Genomic DNA, 24373 nt, shown 5'->3' on the forward strand with positions numbered 1-24373 from the left:
AACTGCGATCTATTCGCATTAACGGCGTTTTCTACACGGGTTCTCACAGCATGAAATCGATGGCGGGCGGTTTGGTTAAACAGTGGCTGGGAGCCTCGGTATTGGCGGTGTCGGGGCTGGCGTTGCTGCCCCTTTGCGTCGCGCAGGCGCAGGAGCAGCAGAGCGCCCAGTTCACTTTTACCCTGGCAGCCAAACCGCTGCCCCAGGCGCTGAGCGATTTCAGCCGGGTTACCGGCATCAGCGTGATCTATACCGATGAAGCGCCCTACGGCCTGAATGCCCCGGCAGTCAGCGGGCAAATGAGCGCGACCCAGGCCCTGCAACGCCTGCTGGGCAACTCCGGGTTCACCTTCCGCCAGATCGACGCCCGCACCCTGGCCCTGGAACCGGTGCCTACCGACGGCGCGGTCAACCTTGGCGCCACCACCATCAGCGGCGTTGGCCAGGCTCAGGACAGCACCAGCTACCAGCCGCCGCCCACCAGTTCGGTGATGCGCTCCCACGGCCTGCTGCTGGAAACCCCGCAAACCGTCAACGTGGTGCCCGCCCAGGTGCTGCGCGACCAGACCCCGCGCAACCTGGATGACGCCCTCGGCAACATCAGCGGCATCACCCAGGCCAACACCCTCGCCAGCACCCAGGACGCGGTGATGCTGCGTGGCTTCGGCGACAACCGCAACGGCTCGATCATGCGCGACGGCATGCCCATAGTGCAGGGCCGTGCGCTGAACTCAACGGCCGAGCGGGTTGAAGTGCTCAAGGGCCCGGCATCCTTGCTGTATGGCATCCAGGACCCGGGCGGCGTGGTCAATATCGTCAGCAAAAAGCCTGAGCTGGTGCAATCCACCGCCCTGACCGTACGCGGCTCCACCTTCGGCGACGGCAAGAACGGCAGCGGCGGCAACCTCGACACCACCGGGCCTATTGGTGATTCCGGCCTGGCTTATCGCCTGATCGTCGATCATGAAGACGAAGACTACTGGCGCAATTTCGGCACCCACCGTGAGTCGTTGGTGGCGCCGTCCCTGGCCTGGTATGGCGACAGCACCAAGCTGTTGCTCGCGTATGAACACCGCGAATTTCTTTCGCCGTTCGACCGAGGCACCGCCATCGACAAGTCCAACCACCCGCTGGATATCCCGTCTACCCGACGTCTGGACGAGCCGTTCAACAACATGGAAGGCCGCTCCGACCTGTACCGCTTTGAAGCCGACCACGATTTGAACGACGACTGGAAAGCCCATTTCGGCTACAGCTGGAACCGTGAAACCTATGACGCCAGCCAGGTGCGCGTCAGCGCCGTGGCCACCAACGGCAACCTGACCCGCCGGATGGACGGTACCAAAGGCGCGATCACCACCGACCGTTTCACCACGGCGAGCCTGGAAGGCAAGGTCAATCTGTTCGGCCTGCAGAACGATCTGGTGTTTGGCATGGACGACGAGTACCGCAAGATCTACCGCGCCGACCTGATCCGCCAGAATTCGCGCGGCACGTTCAATTACAACAACCCGGTCTACGGCAATGAAGTCGCGGGCACCACCGTCAGCGCCGCCGACAGCGCCCAGACCGACCTGCTGCGCAGCGACTCGCTGTTCTTTCAGGACGCCATTCACCTGACCGACCAGTGGATTTTCGTCGCCGGCGCGCGCTACCAGATGTACGACCAATACGCCGGCAAGGGCGTGCCGTTCAAGGCCAACACCAACGGCAATGGCCAGGCCTGGGTGCCGCGTGCCGGCCTGGTGTACCGCTACACCGACGAGCTGTCGTTCTACGGCAGCTACACCGAATCGTTCAAGCCCAACTCCACCATCGCCGCGCTGGCCGATGGCAGCACCCTGACCGGCGACCTCACGCCCGAGAAGGCCAAGTCCTGGGAACTGGGCGCCAAGCTGGATATTCCTGGGCGCATTACCGCGAGTGCGGCGCTGTTCAATATCGACAAGCGCAATGTGCTGGTGTCCTCGGAAGTGGCGGGGAGCACCATCTACAGCCTGGCGGGCCAGGTTCGCTCCCGTGGCCTGGAGCTGGACGCCACCGGCCAGTTGACCGACCAGTGGAGCCTGATCGGCAGCTACGCCTACACCGACGCCGAAGATGTCAAAGACAAAGACCCGACGCTGGAGGGCAACCGCCTGCAAAACGTGGCCAAACACACTGGCTCGCTGTCGGTGGCCTACGACTTCGGCAGCATTTTCGGCGGCGACCAACTGCGTGTGGGCACCGGTGCGCGGTACGTCGGCGAGCGCGCTGGCGACGCCGCCAATGACTTCGACCTGCCGGGCTATACCGTGGCCGACGCGTTCGCCACTTACGACACCAAGATCGACGGGCAGAAGGTCAAGTTCCAGGTCAACGTGAAGAACATGTTCGACCGCACCTACTACACCTCGGCAGCCAGCCGGTTGTTTGTGTCCATCGGCGATGCACGGCAGGTGTCGGTGTCGAGCACGTTGGAGTTCTGATGAAAAAACTCGCAGCCGTTCTGGCCCTGCTGGTTAGCGCCTCGGCGTTGGCCGAGCCGCCGATGTATCACCGCGAGCACCGGGTAACCCTGCCCGGTTCCGGGCACAGCTGGGGCTTCGTCGGCCTCGACCCGACACGGCCCTACCTGTTTGTGGCTCGGCGTGAAAACGGCCTCACGGTATTCGACGTGCAGCACCAGCGTGCGGTCCAGACCGTGGCGCAGTCCGAAGGCGCCAACGGCATGGTGTTCGTACCCGAACTGGATCGGGTATTCGTACTCAACACCGACGGCAGCCTGGGGGTCGTGCAGTTATCCACACTCAAGCCGCTCAAGCGCATCGCGGTGGCGCAGAGCAACCTCAACAGCGCGGTGTATGAGCCCGCCACCGGCAAGGTGATTATCGTCAGCGGACGGCGCGCGGACCGCTCGACGCTGTTCGAGTTTGACCCCGAACAGGAGCGCATTACCGGCGCGCATGAACTGGCGGTGAAGAAGATCGACCCGCTGCTGCTCAAGGGGGATGGCAGTTTCTTCCTGCCGATGCGCGATGAAGGCAAGGTTGCGCGGTATTCGGCCAGCACCTTCGCCGTGCTCGATACCTGGCAATTCGCCGGTTGCCCCAAACCCAGCGCGCTGGCCCAGGATGTTGAGCGTCAGCGCCTGTTCGTGGCCTGCCGAGGCGATACGCCGCAGCTGATTGTGGCGGACCGCGAGACCGGCGAAGTGAAGGCGCGCTTGCCGATCGGGCGTGACGTCAACGCCGTGGCCTATGACGCCCGGCTGCGGCGTGTGCTGGTGCCCAGCGGTGTGGACGCGAACCTGCTGGTGATCGATCAGCAGGATGCCGATCATTACGCCTTGGCTGCGACGGTCAGCACGTTGCCGATGGCCTACAACATGGCGTTCGACGCGCCACGCCAACAGGTTTACCTGCCGGCCATGGACTTCGTGCAGCCCGCTCCGAGCCCGGCGGAGCCGAAACCCGACCCACAGTTTCAGCCGGGCACATTCTCCATCACCACCCTGGCACTTGATTGAGCGCGGTTAATTACCCAAGCTGCGTACTCTTTCAGCGTCAGGAATGTCAGATTTATGCGGTTGGGACTTAGGACAAAGGCCGGCGCAATACTGCTGGGGTTGACGATGCTGCTGGGCGGTTGCGCTACGGCCTCGAGGACGTCCAGCGGGCAAAACCTGGATCAGGTACTGGCCGACCCGGCGTTGAACGGCGCCACCGTCTCCCTGATGGTGCGCGACGCCCGCAGCGGCAGCACGCTGTATCAACATAACCCGCGCACCCGCCTGATTCCGGCCTCCAACCTCAAGCTGCTGACCACCGCCGCAGCGATGGATGTGCTGGGGCCGCAGTACCGGTTTTCCACGCAGCTGTTGAGCACGGGCACCCGCCAGGGCGAGCGGCTCAGCGGCAACCTGTACCTGCGCGGCCTGGGCGACCCGACCACGCAGTTCGCCGACTACCAGGCACTCGCCGCCCAACTGGCCAGCCAGGGCGTACGCCAGGTGCAGGGCGATCTGGTGTTCGACGACAGCTGGTTTGACGCCGAGCGGCTGGGTGTGGACTGGGCCCACGACGACGAAAGCACCTACTACGGCGCGCAGATTTCGGCGCTCACGGTGTCACCGAATACCGATTTTGATGCCGGCACTTTACTGGTTACCGCCAAGGCGCCCACCGCAGTCGGTCAGCCGGTGACGGTGGTGGTGAGCCCGCCCACCGACTATGTGCAACTGAGCAACCGCGCCGTCAGCGGCACCGGCAACAGCTATGGCATCACCCGCCAGCACGGCACCAACCTGCTGCAACTCAGCGGCGCGCTGGCCCCCGGCAAGCAGAGCCGGCAATGGGTGAGTGTGTGGGAGCCGACGCAACTGGTGGCCAATCTGTTCGAACAGGCGCTGGCGCAGCAGGGCATCCAGGTGCTGGGGCGGCGCGTGATCGGCGGCGCAACCCCCGCGACGGCCACGGTGGTGGCCGAGCATCAATCGGCGCCGTTGCAGGACTTGATCACGCCGTTGCTCAAACTCTCGAACAACAACATGTCCGAAGCCTTGCTCAAGGCCATGGGCCGCAAGACCGCGAATGCGGGAACGGCGGCGGCAGGTGTGGCGGCGGTAGCGGGGTTTATGCAGCGCCAGGGCCTGGACCCGGCGACGTTGAGCCAGGTGGACGGTTCGGGGTTGTCGCGGCGCAATCTGGTGTCGTCGCAGAACCTCACCGACCTGCTGCTGGCGGCCGCCAAGCAACCCTGGTTCGACGCCTGGTACAACGCCTTGCCGATTGCCGGGAATGCCGACCGCATGACCGGCGGCAGCCTGCGTTACCGTCTGCGCGGCACGGCGGCGCAAAACAACCTGCACGCCAAGACCGGCTCCATGGCCGGCGTGTCGTCATTGAGCGGCTACATCACCGACGCCAAGGGCCGGCGCCTGGTGTTCTCCATGGTCAGCAATAACTACCTCAGCGACGCCGCGCCCATCCGCGCGCTGGAAAACCGCGTGGCGCTGGCTTTGAGCCATTGGCGCGACTAGCTCAGGGCTGATAGCCCATGCGCCAGCTCACGGCCCGGGTCGCGGCCAGCAAACGTTGGGCCGCCGGGCCATCTTCGTCGGCGTGGAACAGTGAGGTGGGGCCGACCACGGTCATCACCGCCGCCACTTGCCCGACCGCGTTGAACACCGGCGCCGACAACGCATCTACCCCTGGCATCAGCAGGCCATGCACAAAGTGCAGGCCGCGCTGGCGGATCTGTTCGCAGGCGCTGGCGTAGGCATCATCGTCGGCCAAGGCGTGGGCGGTGCCGGCCTGGACCTCACGTTCGCGCAACTCGATGGTTTCCCGCGACGGCAGGAACGCGCTGAACACCAACCCGGTGGATGAACTGAGCAATGGCAGTACCGAGCCCAGTTGCGTGACCACGGTGACCGCGCGCACCGCCGGCTCGATCTGCACCACCGTCGCGCCCTGGTTGCCCCACACCGCCAAAAAGCAGGTTTCATTCAATTCGTCGCGCAGTTCCGCCAGGGGCAGGGCGCCGACTTTCAGCACGTCCATGCTGCCCAGCGCGGCCAGGCCCACGCGCAATGCCTCGCGACCCAGGCCGTAATGGTTGGTGGCGGCGTTCTGTTCGGCAAACCCCGAGGCGATCAGCGCCTGCAAGTAGCGGTGCACCTTGCTCGCCGGCATTTGCACATGCTCGGCCAGGCGCGACAGCGAGGTGGCCGGCGACAGTTCGGCCAGGGCCTTGAGGATATCGGTGCCCACTTCGGCCGAGCGGACTTTCTGTTTACCGGTGTCGCGGGGCTTTTCCATGGAGGGGCGAGAATCCGAAAGATGAATGGGCGTCTTTATAGCTTGACGGTCGACAGTGATCAAATTACGTTGTGCGTAACTGGATTACGATAAAAACAACTTCCTTACAGAGGATGATCCATGAACCTCGACTACCTGTCGGGCTTCGGCAATGAATTTGCCAGCGAAGCCTTGCATGGCGCGCTGCCCATCGGCCAGAACGCCCCGCAAAAAGCCCCCTACGGCCTTTACACCGAACTGTTCTCCGGCACGGCCTTCACCATGGCGCGCAGCGAAGCCCGCCGCACCTGGCTCTACCGCATTCAGCCGTCGGCCAACCACCCTGCATTCGTCAAGCTGGAACGGCAATTGGCCGGTGGGCCGTTGGGCGCGGTGACGCCAAATCGCCTGCGCTGGAACCCGTTGGCTATTCCCGGCGAGCCGACGGATTTTATCGACGGGCTTGTAGGCATGGTCGCCAACTCCGGCTCGGAAAAACCCTCGGGCATCAGCATCCACACCTACCGCGCCAACCGCTCCATGGAGCGCGTATTCTTCAACGCTGACGGCGAATTGTTGATCGTCCCCGAGCAGGGCCGCCTGCGCATCGCCACTGAATTGGGCGTGCTGGAGGTTGAGCCGCTGGAAATCGTGGTGCTGCCGCGCGGCCTTAAATTCCGCGTCGAACTGCTGGATGCGCAAGCGCGCGGTTACGTCGCCGAAAACCACGGCGCCCCGCTGCGCCTGCCGGACCTGGGGCCTATCGGCAGCAACGGCCTGGCCAACCCGCGGGATTTCCTCACCCCGGTGGCCCACTACGAAGACCTGAAACAGCCGACAACCCTGGTGCAGAAATTCCTCGGCGAACTCTGGGCCTGCGAGCTGGACCATTCGCCGCTGAACGTGGTGGCCTGGCACGGCAACAACGTGCCGTACAAATACGACCTGCGCCGCTTCAACACCCTCGGCACGGTGAGTTTCGATCACCCGGACCCGTCGATCTTCACCGTCTTGACCTCGCCCACCAGCGTGCACGGCCTGGCCAACCTCGACTTCGTGATCTTCCCGCCGCGCTGGATGGTGGCCGAGAACACCTTCCGTCCGCCGTGGTTCCACCGCAACCTGATGAACGAATACATGGGCCTGATCCAGGGCGCCTACGACGCCAAGGCCGAGGGCTTCCTGCCCGGCGGTGCGTCGTTGCACAGCTGCATGAGCGCCCACGGCCCGGACGGCGAAACCTGCACCAAGGCCATCAACGCGGAGCTGGCGCCGCACAAGATCGATAACACCATGGCCTTCATGTTCGAGACCAGCCAAGTGCTGCGCCCCACCCAATTCGCCCTCGACTGCCCGCACCTGCAACCCTCTTACGACGCGTGCTGGGCCTCGCTGCCCAACACCTTCAACCCGAACCGGAGATAACCCATGACTCAGCCAACCCTCACCCGCAGCTGGGTCGCCTCCGCCAACGGCCACGCGGATTTCCCCCTGCAAAACCTGCCGCTGGGCGTGTTCAGCGTCAACGGCTCGGCGCCGCGCAGCGGCGTGGCGATTGGTGACTACATCCTCGACCTGCACGCCGCCCTGGATGCCTTTGACGGCGAGGCGCGCCGAGCGGTCGACGCCACCGCCGGCGGCCAGTTGAATGCCTTCTTCGAACTGGGCCGTGGCCCGCGTGTGGCCCTGCGTGAACGCCTGCTGGAACTGCTTGGCGAAGGCAGCCAGCTGCAAGCCCGCGAGGCCGAGGTGCTGCACCGCGCCGCCGATTGCCAGATGCACGTGCCGGCGCGGATCAACGATTACACCGACTTCTATGTGGGCATCGAGCATGCGCAAAACGTCGGCAAACTGTTCCGCCCCGACAACCCCTTGCTGCCCAACTACAAATACGTACCCATCGGCTATCACGGTCGCGCGTCGACCATCCGCCCCTCCGGTACCGAGGTGCGTCGCCCCAAAGGCCAGACCCTGCCGGCCGGCCAGACAGAGCCGAGCTTCGGCCCGTGCGCGCGCCTGGACTACGAGTTGGAACTGGGCATCTGGATCGGCCAGGGCAATGCCATGGGCGACTCGATTGCGATTGGCGACGCGGCCGAACACATCGCCGGTTTCTGCCTGCTCAACGACTGGTCGGCGCGGGATATCCAGGCCTGGGAATACCAGCCGCTGGGGCCGTTCTTGTCGAAGAGTTTTATCACCAGCATTTCCCCTTGGGTGGTCACGGCCGAAGCCCTGGAACCGTTCCGCAAGCCGCAACCGGCACGCCCTGCAGGCGACCCGCAACCGCTGCCCTACCTGCTGGACAAGCGCGACCAGGCCGCCGGCGCCCTCGATATCGAACTCGAAGTGCTGCTGACCACTGCCGCCATGCGCGAGCAGAACCTGCCGCCCCACCGCCTGGCGCTGAGCAACAGCCTGCATATGTACTGGACCGTCGCGCAGTTGGTGGCGCATCACAGCGTCAACGGCTGCCAGTTGCAGGCCGGCGACCTGTTTGGTTCGGGCACCTTGTCCGGCCCCGAAGCCGGGCAATTCGGCAGCCTGCTGGAGATGACCGAAGGCGGCAAAAAAGTGCTCGAACTACCATCCGGCGAGGTGCGCCGGTTTCTTGAGGACGGCGACGAAATCATCCTGCGCGCCCGCTGCAAGCGTGAAGGTTTTGCCTCCATCGGCTTCGGCGAATGCCGTGGCACCGTGACCGCAGCGCGTTAAGAGGGCAGGGTGATGGAGCTCTATACCTACTACCGTTCCACTTCGTCGTACCGGGTGCGTATCGCGTTGGCGCTCAAGGGCCTGGATTTTACAGCGGTGCCGGTCAACCTGCTGGTGCCGGCGGGCGGTGCCAATCGCCAGCCCGAGTACCTGGCGATCAACCCGCAAGGGCGCGTGCCAGCCTTGCGCACCGATGGCGGCGAGCTGTTGATTCAGTCGCCGGCGATCATCGAGTACCTGGACGAACGTTATCCACAGGCGCCACTGCTCTCCGACGACCTGGCCACCCGCGCCCATGCGCGTGCGGTGGCGTCGATCATCGGTTGCGATATTCACCCGCTGCACAACTCCAGCACCCAGAACCTGCTGCGCCAGTGGGGGCACGACGAGGCGCAACTGCTGGAATGGATCGGGCATTGGATCAGCCAGGGGCTGGGCGCGGTGGAGCAGTTGATTGGCGATACGGGCTTTTGCTTCGGCGAGCAACCGGGGCTGGCGGATGCGTTTCTGATTCCGCAGCTGTATGCGGCGGAGCGTTTCAAGGTGCCGCTGGCGGCATACCCGCATATCGGGCGGGTGGCGGCGTTGGCGGCGCAGCATCCGGCGTTCATCCAGGCGCACCCCGCTAACCAACCGGACACACCCTAAAACAATGCGCCAGTTTCAGTGCACCACGGTGTTGGGCGGCAGGTGCCCCAGCCGTTCGGTCAGGCGCAGGCGCTGGATCGGGTCTTCGCTGAGCAGCAGCGCGTGTTCCAGATCGAAGCGCTCGGCGTTCGGGCAGTCCAGGCGTTGGTACAGGCTGGCGCGGGCGAGGTAGTCGGCGGCGTTGGCATTGCCCAGCTCCAGCACGCGCTCTGCGTCCATCAGGGCGGCCAGCGGGTTGTCATTGGCCAGGTGCAACTGGCGCAGGTTGCGCGACAGACGTTGCAACATCGCCCGTGGCTCGGCGCTGTGCAGGTGCTCGGCCTGCAACTTGAGGTTGGGGCCGTACTGGCGTTGCAGCAGTTCGCGGCAGTCGTTGGGGTACAGGCGTCGACCGCCGCAGGGGTCCAGCAAGTGATCGGCGCCAGGCACCCGCAGCAGGAAGTGGCCGGGGAAATTCACGCCCACCATGGGTATATTCAGGCGGCGCGCCAGCTCCATGGCGATCAGCCCCATGGCCAGCGGCTGCCCGCGCTTGCGTTGCAACACCTTGTCCAGCAAGGCGGCGGCGGGGCGCAGCGGGGTGAAGTCATCCTGGGCAAAGCCCAGGTCATTCATGCGCCGCAGCAGCGGTTGGCCCAGCTCGTCCGCCGGCAGCATGGGCATGCCCAGGCTCACTTGCAATTGCAGCGCCGTCAGTTCCTGAAGAATCAGCAGGGGTTGCACCGCCGGGTCATGCTCGGCAGCAATCCACAGCGCGGCTTCAAACAGCGCAGGGGGGGAACGTTCCAGGCAGGCGAAAAAGGCTTTGCGGGGGTTCATTGCGTTCTCCGGCGGATGCCCCCGTTTTAGCCTTGCTGGCAATTTTCGTCCAGTGGCATAAGAAATATCCCATGCGCTTATGTCACAGAGCCCGACAAACCGAGCGCCTTATTCCAGCGCAGTCCGGCAGTTTTCTGCCGCACGCCTATACTTGGCGACTACAAGAAGTGATCCGGGAGCTCGACGATGTTTGCTCTCATGCACGGCCACCGCCTTGAATCCCTGCACCTGAGCATCGACCCGGTGACCGGGTTGAAGGCGGTCATAGCCATCCATAACAGCCGCCTCGGGCCCGCCCTGGGCGGCTGTCGCTACCTCGCCTACCCCGACGACGAAAGTGCCGTGGCCGATGCCGCGCGCCTGGCCCAGGGCATGAGCTACAAGGCGGCGCTGGCCGGTTTGCCGGTGGGCGGCGGCACGGCAGTGATCCTGCGCCCCGCCCATGTGGAAAGCCGCGCGGCGCTGTTTGAAGCCTTCGGCCGCTGCATCGAGCAACTCGGTGGCCGCTACATTACCGCCACCGACAGCGGCACCTCGGTGGCCGACATGGACTGCATTGCCCAGCACACCCGCTTCGTCACCAGCACCACCGCCGCCGGTGACCCCTCGCCCCATGCGGCCATGGGCGTGTTCGCCGGCATCCGCACCACCGCCATGGCGCGGCTGGGCAGCGACAACCTTGAAGGCTTGCGCGTGGCCGTCCAGGGCCTGGGCAACGTCGGCTACGCCCTGGCCGAGCAACTGCACGCCGCCGGCGCCGAACTGCTGGTGAGCGATATCGACCACGGCAAGGTGCAGCTGGCCATGGAGCAGCTGGGCGCGCACCCCATCGCCAACGACGCGTTGCTTAGCACGCCCTGCGACATCCTCGCGCCGTGCGGCGTCGGCTCGGTGTTCAATCGCCAGAGCGTGGGCCAACTGCGCTGCGCCGCCGTGGCCGGTTCCGCCAGTGCGCAATTGACCAACCTGCAAGTGGCCGACCAACTGGAAGGGCGCGGCATCCTCTACGCCCCGGACTACGTGATCAACTCCGGCGGGCTGATCTACGTGGCCCTCAAGCACGGCGGCGCCGAGCTTGCGTCCATCACCGCGCACCTGACGAACATCGGCACGCGCCTGACCGAAATCTTTGCCCACGCCCAAGCCGAAAAACGTTCCCCCGCGCGGGTGGCAGATGAGTTGGCCGAACGCATCTTGTACAAATAACCCAGGCATTAAAAAGGCCCTGAACCAATGATTCAGGGCCTGTTCAATTCGGGCTTTATTCCGCTGCTGCGTTGAGCAACTCGGACAACGCGTCCGGCTGGCTCTTGAACGCCTTGGCAAATACATCGCGATTCTTCGCCATGTAGATCCCGGCTTCTTCCACCTGCTGCTCGCTCAGGGACGGCACGGCTTTTTGCAACACTTCTGCCAGCAACTCAGCGAGTTCAAGCATTTTGTCATGACGGTCAGCTTCGGCTTTATCCATGAACAAACGCTCCAGATCTCGGCTGCTGCGGTATACCACTTCGACGGCCATTCACCACCTCACATGCCTTCACGATAGTTGTCTTTTGCTACTACTGTATCGATATACAGCGAAAAGGATATGCCAAACGCGGCGGTTTGGATAGCAGGTTTTTAATGTAGTTGGGAAATGGGGGTTTGCTACACCGCAAATTTCTGAAAATACGGCGAGGTTGCCGGGTAATCCTGCGATGGCTTACCTTCCCCGGGCTTTGCTTCGGCGGCTACGATTTTTCCTGTTACTCACTTCATCGCTCAGAGCACGACAGCGAAAACGCCAACGACTAGACTCCTTCTTCATCGACAACGGAGGCTTTTATGGACACTTCCTTTTCCTCTGGTATCCAAGCAGATACTGAAGAGCAGGCTGACAGCTACGACCGCTGGTTTCGCGCCAGAGTGCAAGCCGCTCTTGATGACACAAGTCCCGGCGTTCCTCACGACGAGGTCATGGCCGAGATGCAAGCGCTGATCGAGTCCAAACTTAAGAAAGGCGATGCTGATTGAATGGTTACCCGCAGCGCGGGTGGAACTTCGGCAAATTATTGAATACCTCAGTCATCGCAATCCTGTGGCAGCTCTCGAGTTAAAGCGATCAATCGAAGCGTCGGTGTTAGCTCTCTCTCGCAGACCCCAACTTTACCGCCCCGGCAGAATCACCGGTACACGAGAGATGGTGGTGCATCCGAATTATCTGGTGGTTTACAAGGTGACCGACAACATTCGGGTTCTCTCGGTTTTACACGCGCGTCAGCGATATCCCTGACATATCCGCTTCTTGAATGAGCAAAGTATCTACTCTGCTCATCCTCACACGTGCCTCATGTCACGCCGCCACCATCTCACTCCCCAGCCTCTGGCCTTTTTTCTGCATGCAGAACAACCGTCACGTCCAACCCGCATTATCCGGTCGAGTCGACCTAAGGAAGTACCCGCATGAAAATCAACTGGGCCGAAAAGCTGCGCCAGCAAGTCCACGGGCTGGCCGAGTCGCTGGGCAATCTGTTTGTCGAGTCGTTTCACTACCTGGCGCTGTTCGCCATTGGTGCGGTGACCGCATGGGCCGCGGTGATGGAATTTCTGGGGATGCTGGAGAACGGGCATATCAAGATCGATGACATCTTGCTGCTGTTCATCTACCTGGAATTGGGCGCCATGGTCGGGATTTATTTCAAGACCAACCACATGCCCGTGCGCTTTCTGATCTACGTGGCGATCACGGCGCTGACGCGTCTGCTGATTTCCAACGTGTCGCACCACAACCCGCCAGACGTGGGAATCATCTACCTGTGCGGTGGGATTCTGCTGTTGGCATTCGCGATTCTGGTGGTGCGCTACGCCTCGTCGGCGTTCCCGTCGGTGAAGGTTGAAGGCCCGCGTCGCAAGGGCGAGGCGAGCCTGGAAACCGAGAAGGGCGAGCTTTAAAGCCCGACGCTGAAGGGCAGGGTGCGGGCGGGCGGTCGCTGCAACAGTTTGTGACTGTCCCCGTCCGTCATCACCGCCAGGATCTCCATGGCGCTGTGGCCCTGCTCGATGGCAATGCCGAACTGGATGCTTTGCACCAGGCGTTTCAGGCGTTGCGGGTCGTTGCGTTGTTCGGCACTGATCATGCGTTTGGCCACCACGCCAGCCTCATCGGAGAGGGTGAGCATGATACTGCCGTCCAGCCGTTGGATGCTCAGGTTGACCCGGTATTTGGGGGTGAAGGTGTCGGTGATGATCTGAAAAGGATTGTCCATGGTGCGTTACCGCCTGATAAGAACATGCAGTCATTGACGACCGGTATCGGGATTAGTTCGCATTGCCTGACCACCGGCCACTCCGTCGCTGAGGTTTCACAAAATCCGTTGTCCTCAAGGGCTGTACAGCAAGGGCCGTGCCGTACAGCCAATGTGGGAGGGGGCTTGCCCCCGATAGCGGTGTGTCAGCCAATGAATGTTCAGCGGGTACACCGCCATCGGGGGCAAGCCCCCTCCCACATTGGCTTTGTGTTGTCTTGGGGCGGTGAGCTATTTCAGGGCAATACCGAGAAAACGATCGCAGACAGCGCAATCAGGCCGATCACCACCACAAACACATTCGACAGCTGGCCCGAATACTGGCGCAAAGCCGGCACGCGGCGGATCGCGTACATCGGCATCAGGAACAGCAGGCACGCGATGATCGGTCCGCCCATGGTTTCGATCATGCCCAGGATGCTTGGGTTGAAGGTGGCCACGGCCCAGCAGGTGAGGATCATGAACAGCGCGGTGCTGCGTTCCAGCCATTTGGCCGACATCGAGCGGTTACGCCCGCGCAGGGATTTGACGATCAGGCCCTGGAACCCTTCGCTGGCGCCGATGTAGTGGCCGAGGAAGGATTTGGTGATCGCCACCAGCGCGATCAACGGTGCGGCGTAGGCGATCACCGGGGTCTGGAAGTGGTTGGCCAGGTACGACAGGATCGAAATGTTCTGCGCCTTGGCGGCGGCCAGGTCAGCAGGCGACAGCGCCAGCACGCAGCTGAAGCAAAAGAACATCACCGTCAGCACCATCATGCCGTGGGCGGTTGCAAGGATGCCGCTGCTTTTGCGCTCGGCCAGCGGGCCGTACACGCGCTTCTGGTCGACGGCAAACGCGGAGATGATCGGCGAATGGTTGAACGAAAACACCATCACCGGGATCGCCAGCCACAGGGTCTTGAAGAAGATCGGCAGCGGCATGCCCTCGCTGGCGGAGGCGAAGAAGGCGCCGTTCCAGTTGGGGATCAGGCTCAACGCCAGCAACAGCAGGGCGGCGACGAACGGGTACACCAGCATGCTCATGGCCTTGACAATCACGCCCTGGCCGCAGCGCACAATGGCCATCAGGCCGAGGATCAGCACCAGCGACAGAATCGCCCGGGGTGGCGGGGCCATGTGCAGTTGGTGTTCCATGAAGCTGCCCAGGGTGTTGGTCAGCGCCACGCTGTACACCAGCAGGATCGGGAAGATCGCGAAAAAATACAGCAGGGTGATCAGCTTGCCCGCGCCGACGCCGAAGTGTTCTTCGACCACTTCAGTGATATCGCCGGATTTGCCTGACAGCACAAAGCGCGTCAGCCCACGGTGGGCGAAGAAGGTCATCGGGAAGGCCAGCAGCGCCAGTACGATCAGCGGCCAGAAGCCGCCGACGCCGGCATTGATCGGCAGGAACAGCGTGCCGGCGCCGATGGCTGTGCCATAGAGGCCGAGCATCCAGGTGGTGTCGTGTTTGGTCCAGCCGGTGGTTGCGGTGTTTTCTACGTCAACAGGATTTTCGGCAGCAGGTGTACGTACATCGGTCATCGTTATTGCCTCGTTATTATTTTTGCGCGGGCTCACGTTGGGGCGGTCAGAGAATGCTCCTCAGCACTCCACCCAGCTCACGGCCAGGCCGCCCCGTGAAGTTTCTTTGTATTTGTCATGCATGTCGGCGCCGGTGTCGCGCATGGTGCGGATCACCCGGTCGAGGGAAATGAAGTGTTTGCCGTCACCGCGCAGGGCCATTTGCGTGGCGTTGATCGCCTTGACCGCCGCGATGGCGTTGCGCTCGATGCACGGCACTTGCACCAGGCCGCCGACCGGGTCGCAGGTCAGGCCGAGGTTGTGTTCCAGGCCGATTTCGGCGGCGTTTTCCAGTTGCTCGGGGGTGGCGCCGAGGATATCGGCCAGGCCGGCGGCAGCCATGGCGCAGGCCGAGCCGACTTCTCCCTGGCAACCGACTTCGGCGCCGGAGATGGAGGCGTTTTTCTTGCAGAGGATGCCGACGGCGGCGGCGGCCAAAAAGAAATTGACCACATCATCGTCAGACGCGTCGGCGTTGAACTTCATGTAGTAATGCAGGACCGCCGGGATGATCCCCGCCGCGCCGTTGGTGGGCGCGGTGACCATGCGCCCGCCGGCGGCGTTTTCTTCGTTGACGGCGAGGGCGAACAGGTTGACCCATTCCATCGCCGACAAGGTCGAGGTGATGACATTCGGTTTGCCGATTTCCAACAGGCTGCGGTGCAGTTTCGCCGCGCGGCGCGGCACGTCCAGGCCACCGGGCAAGATGCCTTCATCGCGCAGGCCTTGCTCCACGCATTCGCGCATCACCGACCAGATATGCAGCAAGCCGCTACGGATCTGTTCGTCGCTGCGCCATGCGCGCTCGTTGGCCATCATCAGCTCGGAAACCCGCAGGCCGTGCTTGTTGCACAGGGCCAGCAGTTCAACGGCGCTGGAGAAGTCGTAGGGCAATTCCACATCGCTGGTAGGCGCAATGCCTGAGGCGGCTTCCGCTGCTTCGATGATGAAACCGCCGCCCACCGAGTAGTACGTCTGTTCGCTGAGCAGGCCGTTTTCGCCATAGGCATGCAGGGACATGGCGTTGGGGTGGTAGGGCAGGCTTTCGTCGAGCAGCAGGAGGTCGGTGTGCCAGTTGAAGGCAATTTCCTGTGAGCCTGCGAGTAACAGCCGGCCGCTTTCGCGCAGTTGCTGGATGCGGGTGTTGATCGAGGTCGGGTCAACCGTGTCTGGCCATTCGCCCATCAGGCCCATCACGCAGGCGCGGTCGGTGGCGTGGCCCACGCCCGTGGCGGACAGCGAGCCATACAGGCGCACTTCGACGCGGCGGGTGTCGCTGAGCAATTGTTGGTCGGTCAGGGCCTGGGCGAAGGTCGCAGCGGCGCGCATGGGGCCGACGGTATGGGAGCTGGACGGGCCGATGCCCACCTTGAATAGATCAAAAACACTGATAGCCATGCTAAAGCCTTACAAGCAATGGAGTAGAAATCGCTGCCATGTTTTGTAGAGCAGGCGGAATTGGCGCGATACTGAGCCTCTGGAACGGCACTGACCAACGAATTATCCTAAGACACCCTTTAGCAGGACTAAACCCTATGAGCCGGCACCTCCACGGCCAGACCTATGTCTGGCTGCACGTTTTTTCCTGCGCGGCGCGGCATTTGTCGTTCACCCGTTGCGCCGAAGAACTGCACATCACGCCGGGGGCGGTGAGCCAGCAAATCCGCCAGTTGGAGGAGCGTTTGGGTTTTCGCCTGTTCCATCGCCGCGCGCGCGGCGTGGAGCTCAGCGCCGAGGGCCAACGGCTGGCGACCACGGTGGGGGAGGCCTACGGCAGCATCGATGCGGAGCTGCAGCGGCTGGACGCGGGGATGATCAGCGGCACCTTGCGGTTGCGCTCGATCCCGTCGTTTCTAGGCAAGTGGCTGACCCCACGGCTGCCGCGTTTGCAGCAGCGATTCCCGGATATCCAGCTGCGCATGGTCGCCGAAGACAGCAGCATTGCCCTGCACGAAGGGGATTTCGACCTAGCCATCGACCTGAACGACGGCAGCTACCCCGGCCTGTTATCCACAGCCTTGCTCGACGAGCAGATTTTCCCGGTGTGCGCCCCCAGCCTGTTGCGCGGCCGCCCGCCGTTGCATGGCCCGGCCGACCTGGTGCATTTCCCGCTGCTGCATGACATCACCGCCTGGCGTGGGAGTTATGAGTACGCCGAGTGGGAGTTTTACCTGAATGCCATCGGCTGCCACGACGCCGATGTACGGCGCGGCCATACCTTCAACCGCAACCACCTGACCATCGAAGCCGCCATTGCCGGCATGGGCGTGGCCATTGCGCGGCGTACGTTGCTCAATGATGAACTGGAGCGCGGCACCTTGATCGTGCCGTTCGGCCTCGCCGTGCCCAACCACAAACGCTACGTGCTGCTGTATGCGCCGGGCGCGCTGAGCCATCCGGGGGTGCGGGCGGTACATGACTGGCTTGTTGAGGAAGCGGGGATTTTTCGCGGATTGCACCCGTTGGGAGAGGGGCAATTGTGAGGATCGCTGGGCGTAAGAAGATGTAACTAACTCCCCACCCTAACAGCGTTTTTACCCGTCGTCAGGCTTAATTTGTAATGTGGGATTTATCTTTGCAAAGGGGTTGAAATGTTCCTCCGGCTGCTCAATTGTGTAATCAAGAGGTCATGGTTTCACCACCCTGGTGTCGCAGTTGTGACCTCTCGCGAGCTAGCTGAAATAAGGGAAGAACTATGCAAATCCAAGTCAATAGCGATAACCATATTGAAAGCAGCATCCGACTGGAGGAGTGGGTACGTACTACCATTGAGAGCACGCTCGAACGTTATGAAGAAGACTTGACCCGTGTTGAGGTCTACCTGCGGGATGAGAACGGCGACAAGCCCGGCCCCCATGATTTGAGTTGCCGCCTGGAAGCGCGGCCAAAAGGCCATCAACCGCTGTCGGTATCCGCCAAGGGCGATACCCTGGAACAGGCGATCGACGGTGCGGCGACCAAGCTGGACCACGCATTGGAACATCTGTTTGGCAGACTGCAAGGCAAGCCTCGCGCTGCCGCGAAAAACCAGCCAATCAACAAAGTGAATGAAGACGCGCTGGAAGAGGAATTCCTGGAAAACGAAAACGCTGTGATCAACGGCTAAGCGTTTTTTAACCCCCCTACAAACGGGCCTGCTTATGCAGGCCCGTTTTCGTTTAGCGGCGTCGGAAAAAATACCCGCTCAATATCGCTAGCCCACCCGCTCCCAACCCTGCAAACAGCATGGCCCAACCGGCGCCATTGCGCAGTGCCGCCTGGGCATCGTTGAAGGCCAGCCCTGGCGAGTCCAGCTTGCCGGCGGCAATCTGCTGGCTGATGGCCGGCCAATCCATCGCCGTGCTTGCGGGTAGGATGGCGGCCAACTCATGGCTGATCCCAAGCAACAGCACCAGCCCCATCAGGGCAATGTTGACGGCCAGGGTGATCAGCCGTGCACTGAGGTCGATACCCGACGCCATGCCCGCGCGGTCGGCCGACACTGAACCGGTGGTGGTGTTGGTGGTGGGCGAATTGGTCAACGCCAGCCCGACCCCGGCGATCACGCAACTGGTCAACACCCAGCCGATGCTGGGCCGCGCGGCGCCATTGACGGCGGCCATCAGCAAAAAGCCCGCGCCCATCAGCCCCAGCCCGAGGGGGATGATGCGCTCGGCGCCATAACGCAGGGCCAGGCGTTCGGCCACTGGCGGCACCAGTAACGTGGGTAAGGTGTAGGCAAGCAGGGCGCTGCCGGTGGTGAGGGTGTCGTAGCCCAGGCCGGCCTGGAAATACAGGGGCAGGTAGATCATGAACGGCCAGAAGCTGAAGTTCATGCCAATCGAGCCCATCAGTGCGCCGTTGAAGCGGCGTATGCGAAACACCGAGAAATCGAACATCGGCTGGGCACTGCGCCGCTCGATAAGGATGAACACCAGCAGCGCGGCCAGCGCCAGGCCCGCCCAGCCCGGCGCGAAGCCGTTTTCGCTGCCTTGGGTGATGAAGTAGACCAGCGCAAACACCGCCAGCGTCAAGGTCAGCATGCCGGCGATGTCCAGGCGATGCGCCGCCGGGTCGCGGGATTCCTGCACGCTGACACGCAGCAGCACCAGCGTGAACAGAGTCAGCGGCACATGCGCCAGAAACACCCAGCGCCAGTCCGCAACGGCCAGAATCAACGCGCCGACCATCGGCCCGAAACCCAGGCCCACGCCCGCAATCACGCCCCATATCGCAAAGGCCCGTGCCCGCGCTGCCGGCTCGCGGAACAGGTGCGACAGAATCGCGAACTGGCAGATCATCATTGCGCCGCCGCCGATGCCTTGGACGAACCGCGCCGCGATCAGCGTAGAGGCCGTGCCGGCCAACCCGCACGCCAGCGACGCCAGGCCAAACACCCACAGGCACAGCACCAGCATGCGCCGCCGGCCAAAGCGATCCGCCAGCGTGCCGGCTGCCATCAGCACGCTGGTGCAGGCCAGGGTGTAGGCATTCATGATCCATTGGGCATCCGCAAAGCCGGTGCCCAGTTGCTGCTCAAGGGTGGGCAGGATGATCGGTACGCTGGAAATTTCCAGGCCGAACATCAGCGCTACCAGGCACACAGCGGTGAGGGCCAGGCCGTCTCTGGCGGGGCGTGCAGAACGGGTGGCCGTTAATGTGGCGGCGGGTGGCATGGGATTCTCCTGTCGTTGGATGTCGGGTTATTTTCAGGGGAATCTGGTTCTTTATTCGTGATAAGTTTTCCGCTTATCAGGGAATTCAGAGCGACAATCTGCCCATGGCCACGCCGCGTTTTGATGGTGTTGAACTGTTTTTACAAATCGTTGAAAGCGGCAACCTGACCGAGGCCGCCGAACGTCTGAATCTCACGCGTTCCGCCGTGGGTAAAGGGCTGGCGCGCCTGGAGGCGCGGCTCGGCACCTGCCTGTTGCAGCGCTCCACGCGCCGCCAGCGCCTGACCGAAGATGGCCAGGCGTATTACGAGCATTGCCTGCGGGCACTGGCGGAGCTGGAGGCGGCCGAATCGGTATTGGAAAGCGGGCGGCAGCAGCCACGCGGGCGCTTGAAGGCGAGCTTGCCACTGGCGTTTGGTCACCACTATGCGGCGCCCGCACTGTGGGGCTTGATGGAGCGATATCCAGCGCTGGAGATCGAGATTTCGTTTTCCGACCGCCTGATCGACCTGGCCCAGGAAGGTTTCGACTTGGCCGTGCGGATCGGCCCGTTGCCCGACACCGACCGCCTGAGCGCGCGGCGCCTGGGCGAGCAGTCCGTGGGGTTGGCGGCTGCACCGGCGTACTTGCAGCGCGTCGGTCCCGTTGGCTCTATCGAAGACCTCGCCAACCACCGGGGCATCGCCTACCGCAGCAACACCCCGCACCGCGCCCGCCTGGCGTCACCCTTATGGATGGACGACCTCCAGGCCGTAGCCGACGCCGCGATTGCTGGCGTGGGCCTGGCCTGGTTGCCGAGCTGGCTGATCGCCCACTATGTGCTGCGCGGGCAGTTGGAGCCGGTGCTGCCGGGCTACCGCGAGCAGCCGTCACCTATCCATGTGATCTGGCCCACGGCGGCGCATATGCCGGCCAAGACGCGCTGCGCCATCGACGCGTTGGTGGCCGGCACGCCGTCGTGCCTGGCGGGCAGTTGATCAGAACGCGATGGAGGTTTGCACGTAGACCGTGCGGGGTTCACCGACGTATTTGCCACTGTTGTTATCGTTGAATGAACGGGTGAAGTACTGGGTGTTAAAAATGTTTTTCACCCCGACCGCTACATTCAGGTCCGACAGCTGTGGGCCGAAATCGTAGGCGGCGCGGCTGCTGAACAGCATGTAGCCGGGGATTCGTCCGTTGGCACCGTTGGCGGTTTCTTTCTCGGTGTTGGCGTTGTCGGCGAACTGGCTGCTCTGGTAGCTGCTGTCCAGGTTGAGCTTCCAGCGACCTTCGGTGTAACCCACGCCGAGGGTGCCTTTATGTTTGGACGAGAAGGGCACACGGTTGCCTTTGTTCGGGCCGTCTTCGCGGATGGTGGCGTCCACGTAGGCGTAGGTGGCGTACACATCAAAGCCGGTCAGCGCCGGGCTCAGCCCGTCGAGGGCGTAGTTGACGCTGGTCTCGACGCCCTGGTGGCGGGTTTCGCCACGGGCGATCACCGAGTCGTCGGTCTGGTTGCTTTCATACTGGTTGTCGAAGTTGATCAGGAACGCGCCGATCTCTGCACGCAAAGTGCCGTCGTCGTAGCGAGTGCCGAGTTCCCAGGTGCGGGCTTTTTCCGGTTTGACTTCGCCGCTGGTCACGCGGTTTGGCATTTGGCTGTACTGCACGCTGCCGAACGAGCCTTCGGTATTGGCATACAGGTTCCAACTGTCGGTGAGGTGGTAGAGCACGTTGAGCGCCGGCAGCGCGGTGTTGTAGTCGCCTTTGTATTTGGCGTTGGTCAGGTTGTTGGTCTGTTGCGATTCAATCATCTCGTAGCGAATGCCCGGGGTGATGGTCCACTTGCCGATATCAATCCGGTCATCGATGAAGAATGCGTTGGCTTCGGTGCCGCCACGGGTATCGCGGTCGTTGCGGCTGTCGGTGGTGGGGATCTGCTGGTTGACGCTGATCGGCGTGCGGTAGCGCAGCTCGTGGCCGGCTTCGTTGATGTAACGGTAGCCGACGCCTACTTCATGGCTGGTAGGGCCGAGGTCGAAGCCCTGGGCGAAGCGGGTTTCGAGGCCGCGCACCCAATACTCGCGCGGGGACAGCGAGAGGAAGTTGCCCTGGTCCAGGTAACCGCTGCGCAGGGTCTTGGTGAAGAAGCTGTTGATGGTGAATTCGCGGCGGTCCTGCTCGTAGCGATAGCCGACGTTGAACAGGGTGCGCCGGCCCCAGAACTTGTCGTAGGGGCGGGTGGACTGGTACGGGTTGGCTTTGTAGTCGGCGACGTTCAAGCCGCCCGGCATATCCGCCTGGCCTTCGTAGTACTGCGCCATGGCGTTGAAGCTGTTGGCGTCGTCCACCTGATACTTGCCTTTGAGGATCAAGTCGTCGATGCGCGTGTTGCTGTTTTCGCGCCAGTCGCCGCCACGGGTGCCGGAGTACAGAATCGCACCGCCCAGGCCGTTGTCGGCGGTGCCGCCTGCCAACAGGTTGCCGGTGGTCTTGAAGCCGTCATGGCTGGAGGACGGGCTGGTCTCGGTCTGCAAACCGCCTTTGACGGTGGGCGCATCCGGGATCGCGCGGGTCACGAAGTTGACCACGCCGCCGACGTTTTGCGGGCCGTAACGCACGGCACCGCCGCCGCGTACCACGTCCACGGCGTCCATGTTGCCCATGCTGATCGGCGCAAACGACAGCTGCGGCTGGCCATAGGGCGCGAAGGGTACCGGGATGCCGTCCATCAATACGGTGGAGCGCGACGCCAGGCGTGGGTTGAGGCCACGGATGCCGAAGTTCAGCGCCATGTCGTGGCTGCCGGTGCCGTTGTTGTCCGGGGCGTTGACGCCGGGGATACGGTTGAGCACGTCCTTGGCCTGGGTGGCGCCCTGGCGTTCGAACTCTTCGCGGCGGATTACATCACGCGCGCCGGGGTGTTCGAACACATTGGTCTGGGCCGCATCGCCGAGCCAGTCGCCGACCACGCTGGAGGTAGCCAGCTCGACACTCGCCGGTGCACTGGCCGGTTGCAGGCTGAAGGCGTTGTCACCTTCTGCACGCGCTTGCAGGCCGGTGCCTTCCAGCAGTTTCTGCAGGCCTTCGGCGGCGCTGTAATTACCCGACAGACCACGGCTCTGCATGCCTGCCGTCACTTGGGAACCGAACGAGATCAGCACGCCCGCCTCGCGACCAAATTGGTTCAGCGCGGCTTCCAGGGTAGTGGGAGCGATGTGATACGGCTTGGCGTCGGCTGCCATCACGGCAGGCAATACCGTGAAACTCAGGCTCGCGCCCAGTAACAGTTGGCGCAAGGTGCGGGCGATTCGGGTGGGTTGCTGGGGCATGAAGAGCGGTCCTGAGAAGGAAGGATCAAGGTGGCTTTCCTTCTCTGTCACGCGAGGTGTGGAAAACGGCTCACATTCTTTTAAAAAAATTCAGACGCGGGCCTGGACGGTCACCCAGTAGCGGGTAAAGCGCCGGACCTTGACCGGCAAACTCACCTCCAGCAGGTCGAGAATGCGCTCGCTGTCGTCCAGCGGGTAGCTGCCGGAAATCAGCAGATTGGCCACTTGCGGGTCGCAATTGAGCTGGCCGCGACGGTAGCGGCCCACCTCGGCAAGGAAGTCTTCCAGGCGCATGTGCGCGGCCACCAGCATGCCGTCGGCCCAGGCGCCGCTGTTGGCGTCGGTGGCGCGCGGGGTGTCCCAGCCTTTGCGGGTGAAATTCACCTGGCGCGCGGCGTCGACCGTCAACGGCAGGCCGCTGTAGGTGTTGGGCATCACCTCGACGTGGCCGTCCAAGACCGCCAGTTGGGTGTGATCGTTGAACTGGCGCACATTCAGGCGCGCGGCCTGGCTGCTGAGCAGGCCCTGGCTGGTCAGCACCCGCAGCGGCGTGGTGGCGGCGCTGGCGGTCAGCAGGATTTCGCCTTCGAGCAGGCGGATCAGGCGTTGCTGCCCGTCGAAATGCACATCCACCGCACTGCCGGTATTGAGCTGTAATTGGCTGCCATCGGCCAGTTGCACCTTGCGGCGCTGGCCGACAGGGCTGCGGTAGTCGGCGCTCAATGGCGGCAGGATGTGCTGCTGGCGCAGGCTCCAGGCCGCAGCCGAACCGGCGCCGAGGATCAACAACAGCTTGAGCGCCTGGCGCCGGCTGCGCGACTGCGGTGCGTTCAACGCCGCATGGGCCAGGGGCGAGGGCATGCCGCGCAGGCGCTGGTTGACGCGCTGGATATGGTCCCAGGCGCGCTGGTGCTCGCTGTGGGCATTCAGCCATTGCTGCCAGGCCGCCTGCTGGCGCGGATTGAGTGCGCCTTGCTGCATTTCCATCAGCCAATGCACGGCTTGTTCGGCTACCTGGGTGGAGAAGTTCATAGGGCAAAGTAGCAGCGCATGGCGGCTTTATTCAGGTGGCGTTTGACGGTGGCGATGGAGATGCCCAGTTCGGCGCCGATTTGTGCGTAGGTCAGGCCGTCGAGTTGGGCCAGCAGGAAGGCGCGTTTGACCTGCACGGGCAGGCCGTCGAGCAGTTGGTCCAGCTCCATGAGGGTTTGCAGGATGATTGCGCGTTCTTCTTCCGAGGGCGCCACGTGTTCGGGCATTTGCGCCAGCGCGTCGAGGTAGGCGCGCTCGAGGTCCTGGCGGCGGTAGAAGTTGAACAGCACGCGCTTGGCCACGGTGGTGAGGAACGCGCGAGGTTCGATCAACGTGGGGGCTTCGCGCGCGGTGAGCACGCGGATGAAGGTGTCTTGCGCCAGGTCGGCGGCGCTGTCCGGGCAGCCGAGCTTGCGTCGCAACCAGCCGGTGAGCCAGAGGTGATGGTCGTTGTACAGAACTTCGACGGTGGTGGACGGGCTCAACGCAGACACTCCGCAAGCTTCGATGCGCTTTAGAGAACAAGAATTGTTCGCATTGTAGGGTGCAAGAGGAGCT

Annotated in this window: 23 protein-coding genes; 13 read left to right on the forward strand and 10 right to left on the reverse strand. The window is 63.0% G+C overall.

The genetic code is table 11. From position 1 onward, the window contains the following. Positions 1 to 50 precede the first annotated feature (50 nt). From AC0IYH_RS25720 to dacB, 3 genes are read left to right on the forward strand one after another with little or no spacing between them, the layout of a single operon-like run. A complete protein-coding gene (locus tag AC0IYH_RS25720; RefSeq protein WP_471836856.1) occupies positions 51 to 2468 on the forward strand; it encodes a TonB-dependent siderophore receptor in 2418 nt (805 codons plus the stop codon). After that, positions 2468 to 3508 carry a YncE family protein gene (locus AC0IYH_RS25725; RefSeq protein WP_471836858.1) on the forward strand — a complete coding sequence of 347 codons (1041 nt, stop codon included), beginning with the start codon at positions 2468 to 2470 and terminating at the stop codon, positions 3506 to 3508. The genes AC0IYH_RS25720 and AC0IYH_RS25725 overlap by 1 nt, the downstream gene beginning before the upstream one ends. 54 nt (positions 3509 to 3562) lie before the next feature. Beyond that, entirely contained in the window at positions 3563 to 5020 is a 1458-nt protein-coding gene (gene dacB, locus AC0IYH_RS25730; RefSeq protein WP_471836860.1) for a D-alanyl-D-alanine carboxypeptidase/D-alanyl-D-alanine endopeptidase, read from the forward strand. A 1-nt stretch (position 5021) separates the two neighbouring features. Here the strand turns inward: dacB and AC0IYH_RS25735 are convergent, their stop codons facing one another. Further along, entirely contained in the window at positions 5022 to 5801 is a 780-nt protein-coding gene (locus AC0IYH_RS25735; protein ID WP_116630621.1) for an IclR family transcriptional regulator, read from the reverse strand. A 120-nt stretch (positions 5802 to 5921) separates the two neighbouring features. Between AC0IYH_RS25735 and hmgA the strand changes: the two genes are divergently transcribed. The 3 genes from hmgA to maiA are packed head-to-tail and all read left to right on the forward strand — an operon-like array spanning position 5922 to position 9143. After that, the gene (gene hmgA / locus AC0IYH_RS25740; protein ID WP_471836862.1) at positions 5922 to 7205 is read left to right on the forward strand and encodes a homogentisate 1,2-dioxygenase; all 1284 of its coding nucleotides are present in this window, start codon (positions 5922 to 5924) and stop codon (positions 7203 to 7205) included. Between the two features lie 3 nt (positions 7206 to 7208). Then, a complete protein-coding gene (fahA, locus tag AC0IYH_RS25745; protein WP_471836864.1) occupies positions 7209 to 8495 on the forward strand; it encodes a fumarylacetoacetase in 1287 nt (428 codons plus the stop codon). A gap of 12 nt (positions 8496 to 8507) precedes the next feature. Beyond that, positions 8508 to 9143 (forward strand): maleylacetoacetate isomerase, encoded by a 636-nt coding sequence (maiA, locus tag AC0IYH_RS25750; RefSeq protein ID WP_471836866.1) that lies wholly within the window; start codon positions 8508 to 8510, stop codon positions 9141 to 9143. Positions 9144 to 9158: 15 nt separating this feature from the next. Here the strand turns inward: maiA and AC0IYH_RS25755 are convergent, their stop codons facing one another. Continuing rightward, the gene (locus tag AC0IYH_RS25755) at positions 9159 to 9962 is read right to left on the reverse strand and encodes a transglutaminase family protein (RefSeq protein WP_122772638.1); all 804 of its coding nucleotides are present in this window, start codon (positions 9960 to 9962) and stop codon (positions 9159 to 9161) included. A gap of 186 nt (positions 9963 to 10148) precedes the next feature. Here AC0IYH_RS25755 and AC0IYH_RS25760 point away from each other — a divergent pair, with 186 nt between their 5' ends. After that, positions 10149 to 11168, forward strand: a complete 1020-nt coding sequence (locus AC0IYH_RS25760) for a Glu/Leu/Phe/Val dehydrogenase dimerization domain-containing protein (protein WP_122772639.1) — start codon at positions 10149 to 10151, stop codon at positions 11166 to 11168. A gap of 55 nt (positions 11169 to 11223) precedes the next feature. On the opposite strand, the gene AC0IYH_RS25765 is transcribed toward AC0IYH_RS25760, so the two are convergent. After that, positions 11224 to 11484 (reverse strand): YebG family protein, encoded by a 261-nt coding sequence (locus tag AC0IYH_RS25765; protein ID WP_003171979.1) that lies wholly within the window; start codon positions 11482 to 11484, stop codon positions 11224 to 11226. 305 nt (positions 11485 to 11789) lie between these two features. Here AC0IYH_RS25765 and relB point away from each other — a divergent pair, with 305 nt between their 5' ends. The 3 genes from relB (at position 11790) to AC0IYH_RS25780 (ending at position 12896) form a co-directional block, all read left to right on the forward strand. Next, positions 11790 to 11978, forward strand: a complete 189-nt coding sequence (relB, locus tag AC0IYH_RS25770; protein ID WP_122772640.1) for a type II toxin-antitoxin system RelB family antitoxin — start codon at positions 11790 to 11792, stop codon at positions 11976 to 11978. Next, positions 11968 to 12237 carry a type II toxin-antitoxin system RelE/ParE family toxin gene (locus AC0IYH_RS25775; RefSeq protein WP_471836869.1) on the forward strand — a complete coding sequence of 90 codons (270 nt, stop codon included), beginning with the start codon at positions 11968 to 11970 and terminating at the stop codon, positions 12235 to 12237. Before relB ends, AC0IYH_RS25775 begins: the two co-directional genes overlap by 11 nt. Positions 12238 to 12407: 170 nt before the next feature. Beyond that, positions 12408 to 12896: a phosphate-starvation-inducible protein PsiE gene (locus tag AC0IYH_RS25780; protein WP_057724703.1), complete on the forward strand. Its 489-nt coding sequence runs from the start codon at positions 12408 to 12410 to the stop codon at positions 12894 to 12896. On the opposite strand, the gene AC0IYH_RS25785 is transcribed toward AC0IYH_RS25780, so the two are convergent. The 3 genes from AC0IYH_RS25785 to AC0IYH_RS25795 form a co-directional block, all read right to left on the reverse strand. After that, positions 12893 to 13210, reverse strand: a complete 318-nt coding sequence (locus tag AC0IYH_RS25785) for a DUF3509 domain-containing protein (RefSeq protein WP_122772642.1) — start codon at positions 13208 to 13210, stop codon at positions 12893 to 12895. The two genes, AC0IYH_RS25780 and AC0IYH_RS25785, sit on opposite strands and share 4 nt — an antisense overlap. A gap of 275 nt (positions 13211 to 13485) precedes the next feature. After that, a complete protein-coding gene (locus AC0IYH_RS25790; RefSeq protein ID WP_471836872.1) occupies positions 13486 to 14775 on the reverse strand; it encodes a serine/threonine transporter in 1290 nt (429 codons plus the stop codon). A 60-nt stretch (positions 14776 to 14835) separates the two neighbouring features. After that, on the reverse strand, positions 14836 to 16212 hold the full coding sequence (locus AC0IYH_RS25795) for an L-serine ammonia-lyase (RefSeq protein WP_116630613.1): 1377 nt from the start codon (positions 16210 to 16212) through the stop codon (positions 14836 to 14838). A 137-nt stretch (positions 16213 to 16349) separates the two neighbouring features. Between AC0IYH_RS25795 and AC0IYH_RS25800 the strand changes: the two genes are divergently transcribed. Both AC0IYH_RS25800 and AC0IYH_RS25805 read left to right on the forward strand, forming a co-directional pair. Next, the gene (locus AC0IYH_RS25800) at positions 16350 to 17297 is read left to right on the forward strand and encodes a LysR substrate-binding domain-containing protein (protein WP_116630612.1); all 948 of its coding nucleotides are present in this window, start codon (positions 16350 to 16352) and stop codon (positions 17295 to 17297) included. A gap of 212 nt (positions 17298 to 17509) precedes the next feature. Beyond that, positions 17510 to 17920: an HPF/RaiA family ribosome-associated protein gene (locus tag AC0IYH_RS25805; RefSeq protein WP_101266804.1), complete on the forward strand. Its 411-nt coding sequence runs from the start codon at positions 17510 to 17512 to the stop codon at positions 17918 to 17920. Between the two features lie 52 nt (positions 17921 to 17972). On the opposite strand, the gene AC0IYH_RS25810 is transcribed toward AC0IYH_RS25805, so the two are convergent. Then, complete coding sequence (locus AC0IYH_RS25810; RefSeq protein ID WP_471836874.1) at positions 17973 to 19469, reverse strand: MFS transporter; 1497 nt, start codon at positions 19467 to 19469, stop codon at positions 17973 to 17975. 104 nt (positions 19470 to 19573) lie between these two features. Here AC0IYH_RS25810 and AC0IYH_RS25815 point away from each other — a divergent pair, with 104 nt between their 5' ends. Then, entirely contained in the window at positions 19574 to 20446 is an 873-nt protein-coding gene (locus tag AC0IYH_RS25815; RefSeq protein WP_471836876.1) for a LysR family transcriptional regulator, read from the forward strand. On the opposite strand, the gene fecA is transcribed toward AC0IYH_RS25815, so the two are convergent. The 3 genes from fecA to AC0IYH_RS25830 form a co-directional block, all read right to left on the reverse strand. Then, entirely contained in the window at positions 20447 to 22783 is a 2337-nt protein-coding gene (fecA, locus tag AC0IYH_RS25820; RefSeq protein WP_471836878.1) for a TonB-dependent Fe(3+) dicitrate receptor FecA, read from the reverse strand. It lies immediately after the preceding gene. A 90-nt stretch (positions 22784 to 22873) separates the two neighbouring features. Continuing rightward, positions 22874 to 23815 carry a FecR domain-containing protein gene (locus AC0IYH_RS25825; protein ID WP_116630608.1) on the reverse strand — a complete coding sequence of 314 codons (942 nt, stop codon included), beginning with the start codon at positions 23813 to 23815 and terminating at the stop codon, positions 22874 to 22876. Further along, entirely contained in the window at positions 23812 to 24300 is a 489-nt protein-coding gene (locus AC0IYH_RS25830) for a sigma-70 family RNA polymerase sigma factor (protein ID WP_116630607.1), read from the reverse strand. The genes AC0IYH_RS25825 and AC0IYH_RS25830 overlap by 4 nt, the downstream gene beginning before the upstream one ends. Positions 24301 to 24373 lie beyond the last annotated feature (73 nt).

The sequence above is a fragment of the Pseudomonas sp. AC463 genome (assembly GCF_979253585.1).

Bases quoted from the DNA above. Each gene is read 5' to 3' on its own strand.
- AC0IYH_RS25720 (WP_471836856.1), top strand. From the start codon at position 51: ATGAAATCGATGGCGGGCGGTTTGGTTAAACAGTGGCTGGGAGCCTCG.
- AC0IYH_RS25725 (WP_471836858.1), top strand. From the start codon at position 2,468: ATGAAAAAACTCGCAGCCGTTCTGGCCCTGCTGGTTAGCGCCTCGGCG.
- dacB (WP_471836860.1), top strand. From the start codon at position 3,563: ATGCGGTTGGGACTTAGGACAAAGGCCGGCGCAATACTGCTGGGGTTG.
- AC0IYH_RS25735 (WP_116630621.1), bottom strand. From the start codon at position 5,801: ATGGAAAAGCCCCGCGACACCGGTAAACAGAAAGTCCGCTCGGCCGAA.
- hmgA (WP_471836862.1), top strand. From the start codon at position 5,922: ATGAACCTCGACTACCTGTCGGGCTTCGGCAATGAATTTGCCAGCGAA.
- fahA (WP_471836864.1), top strand. From the start codon at position 7,209: ATGACTCAGCCAACCCTCACCCGCAGCTGGGTCGCCTCCGCCAACGGC.
- maiA (WP_471836866.1), top strand. From the start codon at position 8,508: ATGGAGCTCTATACCTACTACCGTTCCACTTCGTCGTACCGGGTGCGT.
- AC0IYH_RS25755 (WP_122772638.1), bottom strand. From the start codon at position 9,962: ATGAACCCCCGCAAAGCCTTTTTCGCCTGCCTGGAACGTTCCCCCCCT.
- AC0IYH_RS25760 (WP_122772639.1), top strand. From the start codon at position 10,149: ATGTTTGCTCTCATGCACGGCCACCGCCTTGAATCCCTGCACCTGAGC.
- AC0IYH_RS25765 (WP_003171979.1), bottom strand. From the start codon at position 11,484: ATGGCCGTCGAAGTGGTATACCGCAGCAGCCGAGATCTGGAGCGTTTG.
- relB (WP_122772640.1), top strand. From the start codon at position 11,790: ATGGACACTTCCTTTTCCTCTGGTATCCAAGCAGATACTGAAGAGCAG.
- AC0IYH_RS25775 (WP_471836869.1), top strand. From the start codon at position 11,968: ATGCTGATTGAATGGTTACCCGCAGCGCGGGTGGAACTTCGGCAAATT.
- AC0IYH_RS25780 (WP_057724703.1), top strand. From the start codon at position 12,408: ATGAAAATCAACTGGGCCGAAAAGCTGCGCCAGCAAGTCCACGGGCTG.
- AC0IYH_RS25785 (WP_122772642.1), bottom strand. From the start codon at position 13,210: ATGGACAATCCTTTTCAGATCATCACCGACACCTTCACCCCCAAATAC.
- AC0IYH_RS25790 (WP_471836872.1), bottom strand. From the start codon at position 14,775: ATGACCGATGTACGTACACCTGCTGCCGAAAATCCTGTTGACGTAGAA.
- AC0IYH_RS25795 (WP_116630613.1), bottom strand. From the start codon at position 16,212: ATGGCTATCAGTGTTTTTGATCTATTCAAGGTGGGCATCGGCCCGTCC.
- AC0IYH_RS25800 (WP_116630612.1), top strand. From the start codon at position 16,350: ATGAGCCGGCACCTCCACGGCCAGACCTATGTCTGGCTGCACGTTTTT.
- AC0IYH_RS25805 (WP_101266804.1), top strand. From the start codon at position 17,510: ATGCAAATCCAAGTCAATAGCGATAACCATATTGAAAGCAGCATCCGA.
- AC0IYH_RS25810 (WP_471836874.1), bottom strand. From the start codon at position 19,469: ATGCCACCCGCCGCCACATTAACGGCCACCCGTTCTGCACGCCCCGCC.
- AC0IYH_RS25815 (WP_471836876.1), top strand. From the start codon at position 19,574: ATGGCCACGCCGCGTTTTGATGGTGTTGAACTGTTTTTACAAATCGTT.
- fecA (WP_471836878.1), bottom strand. From the start codon at position 22,783: ATGCCCCAGCAACCCACCCGAATCGCCCGCACCTTGCGCCAACTGTTA.
- AC0IYH_RS25825 (WP_116630608.1), bottom strand. From the start codon at position 23,815: ATGAACTTCTCCACCCAGGTAGCCGAACAAGCCGTGCATTGGCTGATG.